A 17,186-nucleotide genomic window follows, 5' to 3' on the forward strand; every position below is an offset into this window, starting at 1 on the left:
GGGCGCCGTCCTGGGGCTCCGCGGTGGGGGTTGGTGATGACGCCGAGCTCCCGTCCGATCGGCAGGGGCTGTGCGGCGCCGGCCGCCGGGTCATTTCGACGCCGCCGGAACGGTCACCGGCGACGAACCGCCGGGCACCAGCAGGTGCGGCGTCCCGCTGCCGTCCGCCGGCACGCTCCAGACGTCGGTGCCCTTCCCGTCCTGGGCCGGCAGCGCGTACCCGAGCGTCTCCCCGTCGAGCCAGGCCGCCTGGTCGTCCACGCTGCGCGACTCGGCCAGCGGGTGCTCGCGCAGTCCCGCCAGTTCCAGGACGTGGAGCCGCCAGGGCGCCGCCGGGTCGGCCGAGATCTTCTTCTTGAAGGCGATCCGGGTACCGTCCGGCGAGAGCGAGGGGCACTCGACGTTCTCCCGCAGTGTGCGGGCCGACCACGCCCGGAGGTCGCCCTCGACCAGGTGGGTCCGGCCGCCGGTCGAGACGGTGGCGTAGAAACGGTTGTCGTCCGAGGCGAAGTTGACGCCCCAGTAGTTGACGTCAGCGGCGTGGTACCGGGCACCGTCGACGGTCAGTGGGATGGACTCGACCGACTTGACCAAGTAGCCGGTGCGCAGGTCCAGGATCGACGTCCGGGTGGAAAAGGTACCCGCCGCGTAGGAGTCCCCCACGGCGAAGGTGGTCCAGGAGAGCAGTTGCCCGGAGGCCGACACCCGGGCCCGGTTCGGGATCCCGGGCACCGTCACCGTCTGGAGCTCGGTGAACCGTCGGTCGTACACCACCGCTTGGGTACGCGCCGGGGTGCCGGGCAGCGCCCGCAGGCACAGGGCCCGGTCTCCCCCGGCGTGGAAGCGGACACAGGACGGCCCGTCCGGCACCCCCGGGCTGCGGGCGACCCGCCCGCTGGCGGTGTCCCGGTAGTAGAGCCCGGGCTCGTCCAGGGTGAACGAGGTCTCCGCGGCGACGAGCCGCTGCCCGCCGTTGCGCTGCCGGGCGTGCAGCATGTACCCCAGCGAACCGCCCAGCAGTACCAGAGCGGCTGCGATCAGCACCACTGGACGCGCCTTCACGAGGCCTCCCTCTCCGGCAGGATCCGCCATGCTGCGACAAGTGCGGCGGCCAGCCCGAGTGCGGCCACCGCCAGGGCCGGGCGCGGCCCCCACCACGTCCAGGCCGCACCGAAGCCGGCCGCACCGACCAGCCGAGCGAGCGCCTGGCCGGTCTGCAGCACCGCGAGGCCGCTCGCGCGGCCGTCGAGCGGCAGCACCGGCCCGGCCAGTGCCATCAGCACGCCGTCCGTGGCGGCATAGAAGACGGCGAGGAGCACCAGGACGAGTACGGCCGCCGGCCATCCCGGCGGGGCCATCAGGGTGAGGTAGGCGGCGAGCAGCGCGGCGTGCCCGCAGAGGAACGGAATGCGCCTCCCGGTCCGGTCCGCGATCCGGCCTGCCGGTACGGCCAGCAGCAGGTAGCCGGCCGCGGCGCCGAGCGGCATCAACGGGAAGAGCAGGGGCGGCAGGTCCAGGCCGCGTTGCAGCAGAAGGTAGAGGAAGGAATCGCCGATCGTCGCTGCCCCCAGTAGTGCGGCGGCCGTGACGACCCGCCGGAACACCGGGTCGCCGAGTACCCTGCTCCTCCTCCTTCCGGTGGACGTCGACTCGGCGGCCGCTACAGCCGCCCCGGCCACCCCGGCCCCCGGCACCGCCCCCGCCGGGACGAACAGGACCAGCACCAGCACGCCGAACAGCCCGATGGCGAAGCTGACCACGAAGACCGCGTCGTACGCGTCCGTAGTCGCCCACAAAACCGCGAACGCGACCAGGGGTCCGAGCAGCGCCCCCGTGGTGTCCATCGCCCGGTGCACTCCGAACGCCCGGCCGAGCGCCTCCGGCGGTGCGCTGAGCGAGATCATCGCGTCCCGCGGCGCGGTCCGCACGCCCTTGCCGAGCCGGTCGGCGGCCAGCGCGGCGGCGATGCCGCCGGCCGCCCCGCCGGCCAGCAGCAGCCCGAGCCGCGAAAGCGCCGAGAGCAGGTAGCCGGCCCCGGCGACGGTCCGGTGCCGGCCGCCGCCGCGGTCGGCGAGCCTGCCTCCGAGCAGCCGGACCACCGCCGTGGCGCCGTTGAACAGCCCGTCGAGGAAGCCGAATTGCAGGGGTGAGAGGCCGAGGCCCAGCACCAGGTAGAGCGGCAGCACGGCGGTGACCATCTCCGAGGAGACGTCGGTGACCAGGCTGACCGCGCCGAGCGCGATGACCGTGCCGGGGACGCGCCGCCCCTGCCCGGCGGGGCGGGGCGGCGCGTCCGGACGGCGGCCGGTGGTGGCCAGGTACATCATCAGTGGCAGCTGTACTTCGGACTGGTGTCCTTGACCTGGCCGTCCGTTCCGACGTAGCTCCAGCCGTAGCCGGAGTCGGTGAAGTCCAGCTTCAGCACGCCGTACTCGCCGCTGATCCGCTTCTGGCTGTTCGGCTGGACCTGCTCGATCGGGTACGGCTCCGCGCCGCCCATGCCGCCGACGATCTCCACGATCCCGTCCGCGGTGGCCTTCCCTTCCGGGTCCTGCGGGGCGAACCGCTCGTAGTGGTGGTCGTGCCCGTTCAGCACCAGGTCGGCCTTGGCGCCGTAGAGGATCTTCCACACGGGCCGGGAGACCGGGTCGTTGCCGTGCCCGCCCGAGGAGTACAGCGGGTGGTGCCAGTAGGCGGCCACGCACTTCTTCGCGTTGGCCGCGAGGTCGGCCTTGAGCCAGTCGATCTGGGCGCTCTGGTCGAAGGCGTTGGAGTCCAGGGCGACGAAGTGCCAGTTGCCCTCGTCGAAGCTGTACCAGCTCTTTCCCTGCGGGTAGGCGATGCTGCCGAAGTACGCCTTGTACCCGGCGAGCGACCCGGCCGGGTCGTAGGTCTCGTGGTTACCCGGAACCGGGTGGGTCTTCGCCTTGAACGCCCCCCAGGTCTTGTCGTAGTAGTTGCGGAAGTCCGCCAGCCGGGCGTCGTCGTACTGGTTGTCACCCATCGTCAGGTAGAACCTCGGGTTGATCCGCTGGGCCAGCGCGGCCGTCTTCGGATGCGCACAGCCGCTGTCCGAGGCGGTGCACTGCGCGGCGATGTCGCCCGCCGCCACCACGGTGAACGCCCCACCCGGCGTGGTGCCGGTCGGTGACGGGCCGGTCGGTGACGGGCCGCCGTCCGGCACCCCGTACACCTGCATCTCGAACAGCGAGTACCCGTACGACGTCCCGCGCGCCGTCCCGTACATCCGGACGTAACGGCCCCTGGCGCCCAGCCCCGGCCAGTCGTCCGTCCCGCCGTTCCCGGCCTTCTCCTCCGCCACCGTCGTCCAGGTCACGCCGTCCGCCGACACCTCGACCCGGTACGCCTTCGCGTAGGCGGCCTCCCAGCTCAGCTTCACCCGCGAGATCCCCGCGCTCCCTCCGAGGTCCACCAGCAGCCACTGCGGGTCCGCTCCCTCCGCACTCGCCCACCGCGTGGAGGTGCTCCCGTCGAACGCCTTCCCCGCCGCGTACGACGACCCCTCGGCGGACGAGGCCGTCGCGGCCTTCCCCTGCGAGATCAGCGGATCGCCCGCCGCCCCCGCCCGCTCGGACCAGCCGAGCAACAGGCCGCCGAGCAACGCGAGCACAGCGGCGAATACTCCGACACGAACAGGCCTTGCCGAGACACCCAGACGCATCCCTGACTCCATGACCTTGAGAAACGGCGAGAGCTGGACTCCGGTCCACACCACACGAACTCACCGGCAAGCGGCGTCACACCGCCGCGGCGGCCGGGTCAGAGCTCTCACTGAGCGCGTCACGCCCCTCCTGCACGGACGCCGCGCCAAGCCGCCAGCCGACAGCGTAATAGAAAGTAAAGTTCCCTATCAATAGGGCGACGACACCGTACCGCCGCCCGCATCGTCCCGCCGCCCGGCCCGAGTGCCTTACAGGGCAGCTTGATTGACGGTCCGTCATGATCCACCGCCGCAGACCGTTCCCTGGTGCCGCGACGCGATCGCGGCACCAGGGGTACGAGGCCTTCGGCGTGCACGCCGCACTGGCCGGCTTCGTCCGGCCGTGCTCGGCCCCGCCGCTCACAGAGCGCACATGAATCGCTCACAACCCGCAGGGAGGGACCAGGTCATGGCCTCCAGTGCGCCCCCGCCGCCCGGCGCAGCCGCCGAACTCGATCACGGCCCCGGTCCCCGACCGATCTGTCCGACCTCGATCCACGCCGGCGCGCCGACCGTCAGAGCGCGAAAGACAGCCCGGCATTGGCGTCAAGGCTGGCATCAGCGGCCTGAGGCGCCCGGCAACCCAGGCCTAACGAGCCCACCGCGCCCGGTGGGCGGCGATCCGGTCGCGGTACCAGGCGTACGAGGCCTTCGGGGTGCGCCGCTGCGTCGCGAAGTCGACGTGGACGAGGCCGAAGCGTTGGTGGTAGCCCTCGGCCCATTCGAAGTTGTCGAGCAGGGACCAGGTGTAGTAGCCGCGGACGTCGATGCCCTCGGCGGCGGCCCGGGCGAGGGCGTCGAGGTGGGCGGCCATGAAGTCGATGCGGGGCTGGTCGGGTTCGACGGACTCCTCGACGGAGCAGCCGTTCTCGGTGACGGTGAGGGGCGGGAGGGCCTTGCCGTAGGTGTCGCGGAGGTCGAGGAGGAGACGGGTGAGGGCGTCGGGGACGACGGGCCAGCCGAAGGCGGTGTGGGGGACGTCGGGGATGTCGACGAGGTCGAAGGGCAGGCCGGGTTCGGTGGGCGCGGCGACGCGGGTGGGGTTGTAGAAGTTGAGGCCGAGGCCGTCGAGGCCGGGTGTGTGGATGAGGTCGAGGTCGCCGTCGCGGACGGCGCCGAAGATGTCGTCGGGGACGCCGAGGGCGGAGAGGTCGGGGTAGCGGCCGAGCAGGACGGGATCGGTGAACAGCCGGTTGTGGAGGGCGTCGTAGGCCTGGGCGGCGGCCGCGTCCTCGGCGGAGTCGGAGGCCGGCTCGACCGGGGTGAGGTTGTTGGAGAGCATCACCTCCAGCCCGCGCTCGTGGAGGATCGAGGCGGCCAGGCCGTGGCCGAGGAGTTGGTGGTGGGCGGCCGGGAGGGCCTCGAACATCAGGGTGCGGCCCGGGGCGTGGGTGCCCAGGGCGTAGCCGAAGACGGTGTGGACGAAGGGCTCGTTGAGGGTGATCCAGGCGGGGACGCGGTCGCCGAGGCGGTCGGCCATGACGGTCGCGTACTCGGCGAAGCGGTACGCGGTGTCGCGGTCGAGCCAGCCGCCGTCGTTCTCCAGGCCCTGCGGGAGGTCCCAGTGGAAGAGGGTGGGGAGCGGCGTGATGTCGGCTTCCAGCAGTGCGTCCACCAGCCGGTCGTAGAAGGCGAGTCCGGCCGGGTTGACGGCACCGGCGCCGGTCGGCAGGACGCGGGACCAGGAGACGGAGAAGCGGTAGCCGTCCAGCCCGAGGCCCTTCATCAGGGCGATGTCCTCGGGGTACCGGTGGTAGTGGTCGCAGGCCACCGCGCCCGTGTGGCCGTCGCGGACGGCTCCCGGCCGGGCGGCGAAGGTGTCCCAGACGGAGGGCCCGCGGCCGTCCTCCTCCACCGCCCCCTCGATCTGGTAGGCGGCGGTGGCGGCACCCCAGCGGAATCCCGCCGGCAGGTCGTAGCGGTCCGGCATGACAGCCTCCTGACGTAAACGTGAGGGACACTCATGTTACTGGCGCGGCATCGAAACGCCAGAGGGCGACCGGCTGACGGTAGCCGCCGACGATCGACAAGGGACCGCTCGCCGCGGTGGCGCCCGGCGGCGCCGGGCGCCACGACTACTCCCTACCCGTACCGCCCACACCGTCACCCGCTCCCCCGGCGGCCGGGGCCGCCCACTGGCCGTCGACGAGCGCACCGGCACCTCCGTTCCCTACCCGGGGCTGCCCGACTCGGAGCACCGGAAGGCGTCGACAACTGCCGTGCGGGGAAAGGCCCGTCCTCCCGGTGTGGCGGGAGGACGGGCCCGGGTGGAAGGACGGACCGGAGCGGTCAGTGGCGGGTCAGCGGCGGGAGGGGCCGCTCGTGGTCGGGCGAGGTGACGAGGACCGGGCCGGTACTCGAGGGGGTGGTGCCGGCGCGGACGGGCAGGCCGCCCGGGACGGCGTACATCGCCTCGTCGAAGGCCCGGCCGTCGACCGGGGCCCTGCCGACCGCGAAGACCGCCACCGCCCTGCCGTCGAGGACGGAGGTGGAGAGGTAGTCGCCGACCATGCTGCCCCCGGTGGTGGCGGCGATCCGGGACAGCGGCATCGGGCCGGCGACGGTCAGCGGTGTGCTCCAGGTGGCGCCGCCGTTGGTGGAGGAGACGAAGCCGACCTCCAACCGGCAGGTGACGTCGGTGCAGTCGGCCTCCGGGTAGAAGTAGTAGTACAGCCCGAGCTTGGCGGTGGGGCCGGCGGTGGCGCGGTCGACGCCGAGGCCGGGCAGGAAGTGGTCGGCGCCGCTGGTGGTGGGGTCGATCGGCACCCTGGTCACGGCGGACCAGGTGGTGCCGTCGGGCGAGGTCGCGTAGACGATGTCGTTGGCCGAACAGCCGGCGCGGAAGCGGCAGTCCTGCCAGGCGACGTAGACCCTGCCGTCGGCGTCGATCTCCGCCGAGGGCAGGCCCTCGCCGTCGCGCAGGCCGCCCGCGACCTCGTGCGCGGAGACGTCCGCGACCAGGACCGTGGCGCCCCAGGACCTGCCGCCGTCGGTGGAGGTGAAGGAGCGGATCGAGGTGGTGTCGGTCGAGAAGGGGACCACGACCGTGCCGTCCGGCCGCACCAGCGGCTGGCCGCCGAGGCCCAGGTTGACGCCGGACGGGGAGGCCGGGGCGGACCAGGTGGTGCCGCCGTCCCGCGAGACGGACATGACCATCAGGTCGTCGGAGGACGGGATGTCGACCTCGATGTAGCAGGTGCCGAAGTAGCGGCTGGTCGGAGTGTTGTCGCAGACGATCCACTCCTTGTCGTAGGCCTGGCCGTCGAAGCCGACCGCCGGCACCGGGTCCCGCCAGCTCCGGCCGTCGGCGGAGCGGCTGACGGTCACGCCCACGGGGTTGCGCCCCGAGTCGATGACCAGACCGGCGACCATCCAGGTGCCGTGCCTGGCGTCGTAGGCGACCGACGGGTCGGAGGCGCGGGCCCAGCGGCCGCCCTGCTGGACGGTGATGCCGGGCAGCATGCCCTGCCGCCAGCTGACGCCGCCGTCCATCGAGGTGCTCCAGCCGAGGCCGGCCGCGCCGCCGTCGACGAACCGCCCGACCTGGAAGGAGGAGACGATCGTGCCGCCCTGGGCGAAGGTGTCGGGCTCCACCTCGGTGGCGTGCTGGCTGCCGGTGTCGGTGAGCGGATCGGCGCTCACCCGGACCAGGCTCGGCCCGACGGCGGCGGGGGCCGGGGCGGCCGAGGTGGGGGTGGCGGCGCTCGCGGCCGCCGGCGCGGTGCTCCAGGCGGCGCCGGCCAGGGCGAGGGCGGCGGCCGCGACGGCGGCGAACGGCCGCCGCCAGGGGGTGGGGGTGCGCGGGTGCTTCATCCGAAGCTCCTTTGCGTGGGGGTGGGAGTACGGACGACGGGGGCGGGCGCGGTCCGGGGGCACGGCGCCCACCCCGGCTGGTGCGTACGGTCAGCAGAACGCGGCAGCGTCGGACCGAGCGTCCGGGGATGTCCGACGGTGATGGCGGCCGTCCTCCGGACCCGGCCGGAGGAGGCCATGCGGCAGCCGGAAAGCGCCCGGCCGACGAGAAGTGGAGGACCTTCGTGCGGAAGCGCACGTATGTCCGCAAATCGGTAGTGTGAGCCCGGCCATGACATCACACAAGACATGTGACCGAACTCACAGAAAATCAGGCCGGACACCCATCGCCCGGATCTCCGGGGCGAATACCGATGGTTTGTCATCCGTTTTCGGCGGCCCGGACGTCCTGGGGACATGAAGCGCGAATCGATCCGCCCGGGGGGCTCCGGGCCCGACCCGTTCGACGAGTTCGTCGCAGCGCGGTACCAGGCCCTGCTCCGGGGGGCCTACTTGATCACGGGGGACGTCCACGACGCCCGCGACCTGCTGCACGACGCCCTGGCCCAGGTGTACCCGAAACGTTCGGCGATCCGGGACGTGGCGGCGACCGAGGGGTACGTCCGCAGGACGATGGTCCGCACCCACGTGTCGCGATGGCGGCGGACCAGACGCGAGGTGCTCACCTCCGCGCTGCCGGACGGGCCGGCGGTTCAGGAGGCCGAGCGGGACGACGAGCTGGCGACGGCACTGGCCGGGCTGCCGCGACGGCAGCGGGCGGCCGTGGTGCTGCGCTACTACTTGGACCTGCCGGTGGCGCAGGTGGCGGAGGAGCTGGGGTGTTCGGTGCCCACGGCGAAGACCCACCTCGCGCGCGGAATCAAGGCGCTTCGACAGGAGATGGAACCGGTGAGGGAGTTGGTGAGTCGTGAGCGCTGAGGACAGGTTCGAGGAGGAGCTGGTCACCCGGCTCGGAGCGCATGCCGCGGGCATCGGCGGCAGCCCGCCGCTGGCCGAACTGCACGAGGCCGGCCGGCGCCGGGCCCGACGGCAGGCGGTCGTGCGGGGGGTGACGGCGGTGGCGGTGCTGGCCGTCGGAGCGGGGGCGTTGACGCAGCTCGTCGGCGGCCTCGGGGCCGGCCGCACGGGGGCGGCCGGCGTGGGCCTGGGCACGACGAGCCCGTCGCCGAGCGCGACGACGCCGGGACGCGTGACCGTGATGCTGAACTGCACGAACGGGCCCTCGTCGATGCGGACGCCGGGCTGGCACCAGCACGACTCCCGGCTGCCGCCGAGTCCGCCGTCGGGCCTCCCCTCGGGCGGGACGCCGTCGCCGGGGATGCCTTCTTCGGACCTCCCCTCGGACGGGACGCCGCCGTCCGGCCTTCCGGCGACGGGCCAGCCCTCGTCGGGGATGCCGTCGACGGGCGGTCCGACGACCGGGGCGCCGACGACCGGCGGTCCGACAACCGGGGCCCCGACCTCCGACGCCCCGTCCACGCCCGGCTCGTCGTCGACCTGGCCGACGGCCTCGGGCTCGCCGTCGCCGTCGTCAGCGTCAGCGTCGATGTCGGAGGATCCGGCGGAGCTCACCTTGAACCGGGCCGGTCAGGCCATCGAGGGACTGGCGATGACCGACTACCCGGACCAGTACTTCGGCACCTGCCGCGACCGGAACACGAACACGCTGTACGTGATGCGCGTCCCCGGCGGCGGCCTGGACGCCGCCGTGACCCGCATGGCGGCGCCCACGGTGAAGGTGGCGTTCGCCGACGCCGCCGGCTCCCGTGGCCAGCTCATGACGTTCCTGAACCGGATCCGCGCGGACACCGAGGAGTGGCGGGCCAAGGGCGTGGAGATCGAGGCCCTGACACTCGCCATCGACGGTAGCGGCGTGATCGTCGACACCCCGCAGTGGCAGTCCGCGGCGGCGGACATCAAGGCGAAGTACGGTCCCCTGGTGGCCGAGGTCCGCTGACGGCTGGCGCCGTAACACCCCTTGCCGTCAAGGGACTTGACGCCAGGAACCACAGCACCTGGCCGGCGGACCACCGGACCGCCGGACCACCCGCTGACGGCAGGCCCCGCACCCCCACGTGCGGGGCCTGCCGGTGCTGCACCGGTGCCCGGCCAGGCGTCCCCGTCAGGCGTCCCGGCCAGGCATCCCGGCCAGGCCTCAGGAGACGAGCGCCTCGTCCTCGCGCGCACCGTCCTCGCGCGCACCGGCCACCGGAGCGGCGACGGCACGCTTCCGGCCGAGGCCGAAGGCGGTGACGACCGCCCCGAGGAGCACCGCGCCCACCGGCACGGCGAGCGCCGCGTGGAAGCCGTCCAGCTTGTCCCGGACGGTGCCGTCGGCCTTGGTGGCGGCCAGGTTGACGGTGGTGACGACGGAGAGGCCGAGCGCCGCACCGAACTGGAACGAGGTGTTGACCAGGCCGCCGGCCAGGCCCTGCTCGGCCTCCTCGATCCCGTCGGTGGCCGCGATGGTGAGCGGGCCGTAGGCGAGCGAGAAGGCCATGCCGGTGAGGATCATGGTCGGGAACATCGCCGCGTAGCTCCAGTCGAGGCCCACCGGCAGGAACAGCGCGTAGGACACCGCGGCCAGCAGGAAGCCGCCGAGGATGACCTTGGTGTTGCCGAACCGGTCGACCAGCTTCGGGGTCAGGGTCGGGGCGAGGATCGCGTCGCATCCGACCGCCAGCAGGGCGAGACCGGTCTGCAGCGGGCTCCAGCCGCGCAGGTCCTGGAGGAACAGGGTGACCACGAACTGGAAGCCGAAGAACGAGCCGGCGAAGAGCATCGCACCGAGGTTGGCGCGCACCAGCGGGCCGGAGCGCAGGATGCCCAACCGCACCAGCGGCGTGGCCGAGCGCCGCTCGGCGACGACGAACAGCACCAGCAGGAGCAGACCGCCGCCCAGGATCGCCAGGGTGACCCCGAGCTCGGCGTCGGACTCGCCGAAGCGGACCACGGCGTAGACGAGCAGCAGCATCGAGCCGGTCGCCGTGATCGCGCCCAGGACGTCGAACCGCTCGCTCGGGTCGCGCTGCGGCGGCGCCTCCCGGGGGATCAGCACCAGGGCCCCGAGCAGGATCGATCCTGCCAGTATCACCGGGGCGAAGAACACCCAGCGCCAGCTGATCCCGGTGAGCAGACCGCCGACCACCAGGCCGAGCGAGAAGCCCGCCGCGGCGGTGCCCGCGTAGAGCAGCAGGGCCCGGTTGCGCTGCGGGCCCTCCGCGAAGGAGGTCGTGATGACGGCCAGGCCGGCCGGCGTCATGAAGGCCGCCGACAGACCGGTCACGAAGCGCGCGAGGATCAGGATCCAGCCCTCGGTGGCGAATCCGCCGAGACCGGAGAAGAGCACGAAGGTGGTCAGCCAGAACAGGAACATCCGCCGGCGGCCCAGAAGGTCGGCGGTGCGGCCGCCCAGCAGCATGAAGCCGGCGTAGCCGAGGACGTAGGCGCTCAGCACCCAGCTGAGCGCCCCGGTGGACATGCCCAGGTCGGCGCGGATGGAGGGCAGCGCCACGTTGAGCATCGCGACGTCGATGCCCTCCAGGAAGATGGCGCCGCACAGGACGATCAGTACGCCCAGGGATCGGCCGGTGATCCGGCCTGAGTCGCCTTCCGGCGATGCGGTTCGGGTTGACACGGAGCTCTCCTTGCGAGGCGTCACGGAGCCCGGGACCGGACGGCCGGGGTCGGTTCCCGCTCGGCCTGCCAGTTCCCTCTTGTAAGCAGTCGCCATCCTGCGGCAGCATGAGGAACCGTGGAAGAAGGCACTTCGAAGTTACCGACGCACTGCACGGATACCGACGGCGACTACGCGGTCCTGCAATGGGACACGCGTGAGGACTGCGAAGTCCGCCAGATCCTCGACCGGATCGCCGACAAGTGGTCGCTGCTGGTCATCGCCCTGCTGGACCGGCGCTCCCTGCGCTTCACCGAACTGCGCCGTGAGATCGACGGCATCAGCCAGCGGATGCTCACCGTGACGCTCCGCCAGCTGGAGCGGGACGGCCTGGTCAGCCGCACCGTGCATCCGGTGGTCCCGCCCCGGGTGGACTACGAACTCACCCCGCTCGGGCGCACCCTGCACTCGACGATCCAGTCCCTGGTGGTGTGGACGGAACAGCACCAGAACGAGATCGCCAGGGCCCGTTCCCGGTACGACATCCGGTCCGACGCGCCCTGACTCCCGGCGTCCTCGGTGGCGCCGACCAGGCCCCGTCCTCGACCGGGCGCGGCGGGTCGGCCCCACCCGACAAAAGCGGAACCGCCGTACGCCGTACGCACCATGATCAGGCGAGGTCGCGCACGCGGCGGATCGGGCCGACCAGCAGGATCGCCGGGCCGGCCAGGCCGCACACGGCCAGCACCACCAGGGCCGTGCGCGGCCCCCAGGCGGTGGAGGCCGCGCCGGCCAGCAGCGCGCCGACCGGGGTGGCGCCCCAGGAGACGAACCGGACGGTGGCCATCACCCTGGGCAGCAGCTCCGTCGGGGTGTGGGCCTGCCGGTGGGTGCGGGCGACGATGCTGGTGACCACGACGCCCGCCGAGAAGCCCGCGTTGCCGACAGCGAAGACCAGCACCGCCCAGCCCGAACTCGCCGCCGGGAGAAGGAAGGTGAAGAGCGCGGCCAGCAGCGCCGCCCACCGCAGGGCGCCGCCGCCGCCGATCCTGGACACCACCCGGGGTGTGAGGGCGGCGCCGGCCAGGCTGCCCAGGCCGCCGGTGGCCATCAGGGCGCCGACGGCGGCGGCCGGCGCGTCGAGGGTGTCGATCAGGAACACCGGGGTGAGCGTCATCAGCCCGCCCGCGACGAAGTTGACGACGGCGGCGTCCGCGGCGCACGGCCCGATCACCGGGTGCCGGGTGACGAAGTGCCAGCCCTCGCCGATCTGTTCCCGCATCCCCGCGCCGGCCGGCCGCCCGGTGGGCCGCTCCGCGCGCGGCAGGCTGCGCAGCAGGGCGGCCGAGACCAGGTAGCTGACCGCGTCCAGCACCATCGCGGCCGCACCGCCGACGAGTTGGACCAGGACCCCGCCGAGCGAGGGGCCGGCCAGCTCGGTCGCGGCGCTGCTGCCGGAGAGCAGGCTGTTGCGGGCGGTCAACTCCTCCTTGGCGACGATCGAGGGCAGGAAGGTGGAGTTGCCGACGTCGAAGACCACGCTCGCCAGCCCGACCAGCAGGGCCACCGCGACCAGGTGCGGCAGCCCGAGCACCCCCAGCGCGGCCGCCACCGGCACCGTGGCCACGGCCAGCGCGCGCACCAGGTCCATCACCACCTGGGTGCCGCGCAGCGGGAGCCGGTGGACCAGGACGCCGGCCGGCAGCCCGACCAGCAGCCAGGCCAGGTACCCGGCGCCGGTGACCAGGCCGACCTGCCAGGCCGTCGCGTGCAGGGTGAGCACGGCGATCAGCGGCAGGGCCACGGCGGTCACCTGGTCCCCGAGCCGGCTCACCAGCGATCCGGTCCAGTAGCGCCGGAACACCCCTGCCGACGTGCGCAGTCGCGCCTCCCGTCGCGCGCTCCCTTCCGCTTCCCGTTGCGCCGAGCGGTCCGTCGTGAGCGCCGTCCGCGTCGTCACATCCACCCTCGGTCCCACCCCTTCTGTCGCCAACCGGCCCACCCACCGGGTGGGGGGAGATCCCCGGCACGGCCGACACGCACCCCCGAGTCCGACACCGACCGTGACCGAGTGGCCGAATCCACCGCCCGCGACGTCCGGGCCCACGGCTGCGGCACCCAACGCCCGTACCAAGCGGCCGCGTTGGCGGAGTCCGCCACGCGGTGATCGGCCCGGCGGGATCGGCCGAGGACGCACTCGCCCTGATCGACGGGCTCCTCGCACACTGACGGCAGGCCGCCACCGGCCCCGCTCCGACGCACCGGGCGTCCGCACAGCCGCCCGGGTCCTGACGCGTCCCTGCCCAACTCTCCCGACACTCACACCCCAGGCGTCGACAACGCTCGACAGGGCGGCCGGGCCCCGGATACAGCGGTGCACCGTCATCCGACAGGATGGGGTGGGTCAGCGAACGGAAGCGAAAGCGGAAGCGGAGGGGGAAAGCCGATGTCGAAGTACGACATGCTCGTCGTCCTGCCACCGATGCCGCCCGAGCGGTACCGCAAGGCCCTGATCGCCGCCCTCGCGCCGTACCACAGCGAACTCGAAGTGCCCCCGTACCGGGACTACGAGCCGGCGGACCCGCACAGCGCGTACTGGGTGCGGGCGAACAAGGAGCGCGGCATCCTGCCTGACCGGGACCGCCTCGGCTGGGCCGAGGTCGCCGACGTGATGAACTCCCGGACCGGACGAACCCCCGGTGACGACGGCTATCTTCACGTCGACGAGACCGGGCGCGGGTACTTCCTCACCACCCGTAACCCCCGTGGCGAGTGGGACGGCCTGTCCCTGCGCATCGAGGGCCCGCGCCTGCTGCACCGGCCCGACGCCATCGCGGACCCGCGGCTGGTCAAGCACCTCTACGCCGAGGTGCCCCAGGACCGCGACCTGCTCGGCGGCCTTCCCGACCGGTGCGACGGCGGCCCGCGCGGACTGCTCGACTTCGAAGCGCTGCGTGCCGCACACGAACGCCTCGCCGCGGCCCGGCACGACGCGTGGGCCGCGGGTGGCGACGAGCCGTACGACTGGCCGTTCCGGTTCACCGAGGACCGGGCCCGGAACATCGCACGGGCCCGCGCCACCGCGGTGCCCGGCCACGCGCTGCTGCGGCTCGACGGCTCGTGGACCGACCACGACGACGCCGGCTACCTGCCGGACGCCAACGCCTACCTGGACGCCCTGGCCCCGGAGGCCGTCGTCCTGGATGTGTGCTGCCACTGCTGACGGGACGCCGGGGCGGCGGGCCCGGAGCCCGCAACCCGCCGGACCCCGGTCGGATCGGAGTTCAGGACCGCTACTCGATGGGGCCGATCAGCCAGTTCCCCGGCGCGTTCTCGTCGGTGCTCAGATAGAACTCGGTGATGGCCGTCCTGAATTCCTCGTGGCTGATCACCCCGCTGCCGTCCCGGTCGAGCCGCCGGAACGCATCCCCCGAATGCTCGGGCGGGATTCCCAGGGCGCTGTACATGCGCACGTACTCGTCCTTGCTCAGCACCCCGTCATGGTTGGTGTCCAGCGCGCGCATCAGAGCGTCCGCGATCGCCAGCACCGCCTTCTCGAAGTGCTCCGGGGCCGTGACGTTGGCCTTCATGACGTCGAGGAACTCCTTGCGGTCGATCCTCCCGTCCCCGTTGGCGTCCCCGTGTGCGAGCAGCACTCGCCACCACTCCTCGAACGCCTTCCGCATCGCCGAGGCGTTCTCCTGGTCGTCCTCCGCGGCCAGCCCGCCGAAGAGCTCTCCCATCGCCCGGAAATCATCGTGTGTGAGCATTCCGTCGCCACCCTGGTCGAACCAGTCGAAGAGCATGCCGAACTTCTGCTTCTTCACCTTGACCGGCATTTCCTCGTCCTCTCCCCTGCCCGGCGACAGGGCACGCCGCCCCGTCAGGACTTTCGGCGCACGTTAGATCGAAAATGAACGGCGCGACAATTGCTTTCCGGGAAAATCACGCCTTCGATGGAAGAATGCGCCATGAACGCATGATCTGCGCGCGCGAGGACAGGGCAGCACGGCACCGGTGCCGGTCGACGCGGACGACTCGGCTGAACCGCCCGGGCTCACTCCTCCTCGTCGTACCTGCCGCAGCCGGCCGAGATCTCCTCCATGGGTGGTCTCCCTTGATCGTCCTGCACCGGCCGTGACCGACCCGTCGTCCCTCGACGCATCCCCGCCACGGCCGAGCCGGTGGACCCGGAGGCCCGTCGGGGTCGCCGTCGGTGATGGCGCCACCGGTGATGACGCCGCCGTTGCCGAAGCCGATCCACCGGGCCCTGCCGCCGAACGCCTCGGCCCGACGGTCAGGGCGCCTCCGGCCGCCCTACGCCCCGGCGACGAGCATCCCGCCCATCGCCAGCATGGTCGCCGCGACCAGCCCGTCCAGCACCCGCCAGGCCTTCGGCCGGGACAGGACGCCGGTCAGCAGCCGGGCGCCGAAGCCCAGGGCGGCGAACCAGCACAGGCTGGCCAGCGCCGCGCCCGCGCCGAAGGCCCAGCGCAGGTCGCCGCGGTCGGAGGCGAGCGAGCCCAGCAGGAGCACGGTGTCGAGGTACACGTGCGGGTTCAGCCAGGTCATCGCCAGGCAGGTCAGGACCGCTCGCCGGACGGAACCCGTCTCCGGTCCGCCTCCGGTGAGCGCGGCCGCCGGATCCGGGCGCAGCACCCGTCGGGCCGCCAGGAAGCCGTAGCAGAGCAGGAACGCCCCGCCGACCAGGCCCACGGCGGTCAGCGCCGCCGGCCAGGCCGTGACCACCGTGCCGACCCCGGTCACGCCGAGCGCGATCAGCGCCGCGTCCGAGAGGGCGCAGATGGCGACCACCGCGAGGACGGCGTGCCTGCGGGCGCCCTGGCGCAGGACGAAGGCGTTCTGGGCCCCGATGGCCACGATGAGGGAGAGTCCGGTTCCGAATCCGGCGATCACGGCCGCGATGGTGCTGCTGTTCATGGCTTCGACCGTATGGACCGCGTATCGATGAGTACAGCTAAAGATTCTAAAGTAACCTTAGCCGTACTTATGGACGAGCTCCCCCTGGACCAGGTCCGGACCCTGCTCGCGGTGGTCGACGAGGGCACCTTCGACGCCGCGGCCGCCGCCCTGCACGTGACCCCCTCGGCCGTCAGCCAGCGCGTCAAGGCCCTGGAACAGCGCACCGGGCGGGTCCTGCTGCTGCGCACCAAGCCGGTACGGCTCACCGAATCCGGCGAGGTGGTGGTCCGTTTCGCCCGCCAGCTGGCCCGCCTGGAACGCGACGCCCGCGCGGAACTGGGCCTGGCCGCCGAGCAGGGCCCGGCCCGGGTCCCGATCGCGGTCAACGCCGACTCCCTCGCGACCTGGTTCCTGCCCGCGCTCACCCGGGTGCCACAGGACCCGCCGATCTGCTTCGAGCTGCACCGGGAGGACGAGGCCCACACCACCGCCCTGCTGCGCGAGGGCCAGGTGATGGCGGCCGTCACCTCCTCGCCCGACCCGGTGGCCGGCTGCACCGCGCGGCGGCTCGGGCTGGCCCGCTACCTGGCCGTGGCCACACCGGAGTTCGCGGCCCGACAGCTCACCGGGGACCTGGCCGAGGACCTGTGTCACGCCCCCACCGTGGTCTTCGACCGGCGCGACGAGCTCCAGGACGAGTTCGTCCGGTCCCTCACCGGAGGGCGGTCGGGCGCCGGGCGGATCCGCCACCTGGTGCCCGCCTCGGACGGGTTCCGGGACGCGGTGGCCGCCGGTTTCGGCTGGGGCCTCGTGCCCGAACCGCAGGCCGAGCCGCTGCTGCGGTCCGGCCGACTGGTGGAACTGGCGCCCGCCCGGCCCATGGACGTCGCCCTGTACTGGCAGCAGTGGAAGCTGGATTCGCCCGCCCTGTCCACGGTCGCCGAGGTCGTCGCGAAGGCCGCCGCCGAGGCGCTGCTGGCCGAACCCACCCGCCGCCGGCCATAGCCGGCCCTGGATGCACGGCGCACGGCCGGGCCGCTGCCGGTGACGGCCACCCGCCCGCGCGCAGAGGGCCGCGAGGCGGACGGCCACCGGGCTGCGACGAGGAGCGGC

At 72.9% G+C, this 17,186-nt stretch carries 14 protein-coding genes; 5 read left to right on the plus strand and 9 right to left on the minus strand.

Annotation, left to right across the window (positions count from 1 at the left end; translation table 11 throughout):
- Window positions 1-90 precede the first annotated feature (90 nt).
- From ACGF13_RS18340 to ACGF13_RS18360, 5 genes are all read right to left on the minus strand, one after another.
- Entirely contained in the window at window positions 91-1,062 is a 972-nt protein-coding gene (locus ACGF13_RS18340; protein WP_392875862.1) for a TolB family protein, read from the minus strand.
- Window positions 1,059-2,324 carry an MFS transporter gene (locus ACGF13_RS18345; RefSeq protein WP_392876808.1) on the minus strand — a complete coding sequence of 422 codons (1,266 nt, stop codon included), beginning with the start codon at window positions 2,322-2,324 and terminating at the stop codon, window positions 1,059-1,061. Before ACGF13_RS18345 ends, ACGF13_RS18340 begins: the two co-directional genes overlap by 4 nt.
- A gap of 2 nt (window positions 2,325-2,326) precedes the next feature.
- A complete protein-coding gene (locus tag ACGF13_RS18350) occupies window positions 2,327-3,631 on the minus strand; it encodes a discoidin domain-containing protein (protein WP_392875865.1) in 1,305 nt (434 codons plus the stop codon).
- A gap of 679 nt (window positions 3,632-4,310) precedes the next feature.
- The gene (locus ACGF13_RS18355; protein WP_392875868.1) at window positions 4,311-5,651 is read right to left on the minus strand and encodes a GH1 family beta-glucosidase; all 1,341 of its coding nucleotides are present in this window, start codon (window positions 5,649-5,651) and stop codon (window positions 4,311-4,313) included.
- 359 nt (window positions 5,652-6,010) lie between these two features.
- Window positions 6,011-7,534, minus strand: a complete 1,524-nt coding sequence (locus ACGF13_RS18360) for a sialidase family protein (RefSeq protein WP_392875871.1) — start codon at window positions 7,532-7,534, stop codon at window positions 6,011-6,013.
- 396 nt (window positions 7,535-7,930) lie between these two features.
- Between ACGF13_RS18360 and ACGF13_RS18365 the strand changes: the two genes are divergently transcribed.
- The gene (locus ACGF13_RS18365) at window positions 7,931-8,452 is read left to right on the plus strand and encodes a SigE family RNA polymerase sigma factor (RefSeq protein ID WP_392875874.1); all 522 of its coding nucleotides are present in this window, start codon (window positions 7,931-7,933) and stop codon (window positions 8,450-8,452) included.
- 628 nt (window positions 8,453-9,080) lie between these two features.
- Window positions 9,081-9,491 carry a hypothetical protein gene (locus ACGF13_RS18370; RefSeq protein ID WP_392875877.1) on the plus strand — a complete coding sequence of 137 codons (411 nt, stop codon included), beginning with the start codon at window positions 9,081-9,083 and terminating at the stop codon, window positions 9,489-9,491.
- 198 nt (window positions 9,492-9,689) lie between these two features.
- On the opposite strand, the gene ACGF13_RS18375 is transcribed toward ACGF13_RS18370, so the two are convergent.
- The gene (locus tag ACGF13_RS18375) at window positions 9,690-11,129 is read right to left on the minus strand and encodes an MFS transporter (RefSeq protein ID WP_392876811.1); all 1,440 of its coding nucleotides are present in this window, start codon (window positions 11,127-11,129) and stop codon (window positions 9,690-9,692) included.
- A gap of 159 nt (window positions 11,130-11,288) precedes the next feature.
- Here ACGF13_RS18375 and ACGF13_RS18380 point away from each other — a divergent pair, with 159 nt between their 5' ends.
- Window positions 11,289-11,714: a winged helix-turn-helix transcriptional regulator gene (locus ACGF13_RS18380; protein WP_392875880.1), complete on the plus strand. Its 426-nt coding sequence runs from the start codon at window positions 11,289-11,291 to the stop codon at window positions 11,712-11,714.
- A gap of 106 nt (window positions 11,715-11,820) precedes the next feature.
- On the opposite strand, the gene ACGF13_RS18385 is transcribed toward ACGF13_RS18380, so the two are convergent.
- Window positions 11,821-12,984, minus strand: coding sequence for an MFS transporter (locus ACGF13_RS18385; protein ID WP_392875883.1), 1,164 nt, complete (start codon window positions 12,982-12,984; stop codon window positions 11,821-11,823).
- A 612-nt stretch (window positions 12,985-13,596) separates the two neighbouring features.
- Between ACGF13_RS18385 and ACGF13_RS18390 the strand changes: the two genes are divergently transcribed.
- Window positions 13,597-14,373 carry a hypothetical protein gene (locus ACGF13_RS18390; protein WP_392875886.1) on the plus strand — a complete coding sequence of 259 codons (777 nt, stop codon included), beginning with the start codon at window positions 13,597-13,599 and terminating at the stop codon, window positions 14,371-14,373.
- A gap of 70 nt (window positions 14,374-14,443) precedes the next feature.
- Here ACGF13_RS18390 and ACGF13_RS18395 read toward each other — a convergent pair whose 3' ends face one another.
- Window positions 14,444-14,989, minus strand: coding sequence for an EF-hand domain-containing protein (locus ACGF13_RS18395; RefSeq protein ID WP_392875889.1), 546 nt, complete (start codon window positions 14,987-14,989; stop codon window positions 14,444-14,446).
- A 478-nt stretch (window positions 14,990-15,467) separates the two neighbouring features.
- Window positions 15,468-16,091 carry a LysE/ArgO family amino acid transporter gene (locus ACGF13_RS18400; RefSeq protein WP_392875892.1) on the minus strand — a complete coding sequence of 208 codons (624 nt, stop codon included), beginning with the start codon at window positions 16,089-16,091 and terminating at the stop codon, window positions 15,468-15,470.
- Window positions 16,092-16,160: 69 nt separating this feature from the next.
- Here ACGF13_RS18400 and ACGF13_RS18405 point away from each other — a divergent pair, with 69 nt between their 5' ends.
- Window positions 16,161-17,078 carry a LysR family transcriptional regulator ArgP gene (locus ACGF13_RS18405; RefSeq protein WP_392875895.1) on the plus strand — a complete coding sequence of 306 codons (918 nt, stop codon included), beginning with the start codon at window positions 16,161-16,163 and terminating at the stop codon, window positions 17,076-17,078.
- Window positions 17,079-17,186 lie beyond the last annotated feature (108 nt).

Source organism: Kitasatospora sp. NPDC048286 (genome assembly GCF_043201735.1).
Taxonomy (GTDB): domain Bacteria; phylum Actinomycetota; class Actinomycetes; order Streptomycetales; family Streptomycetaceae; genus Kitasatospora.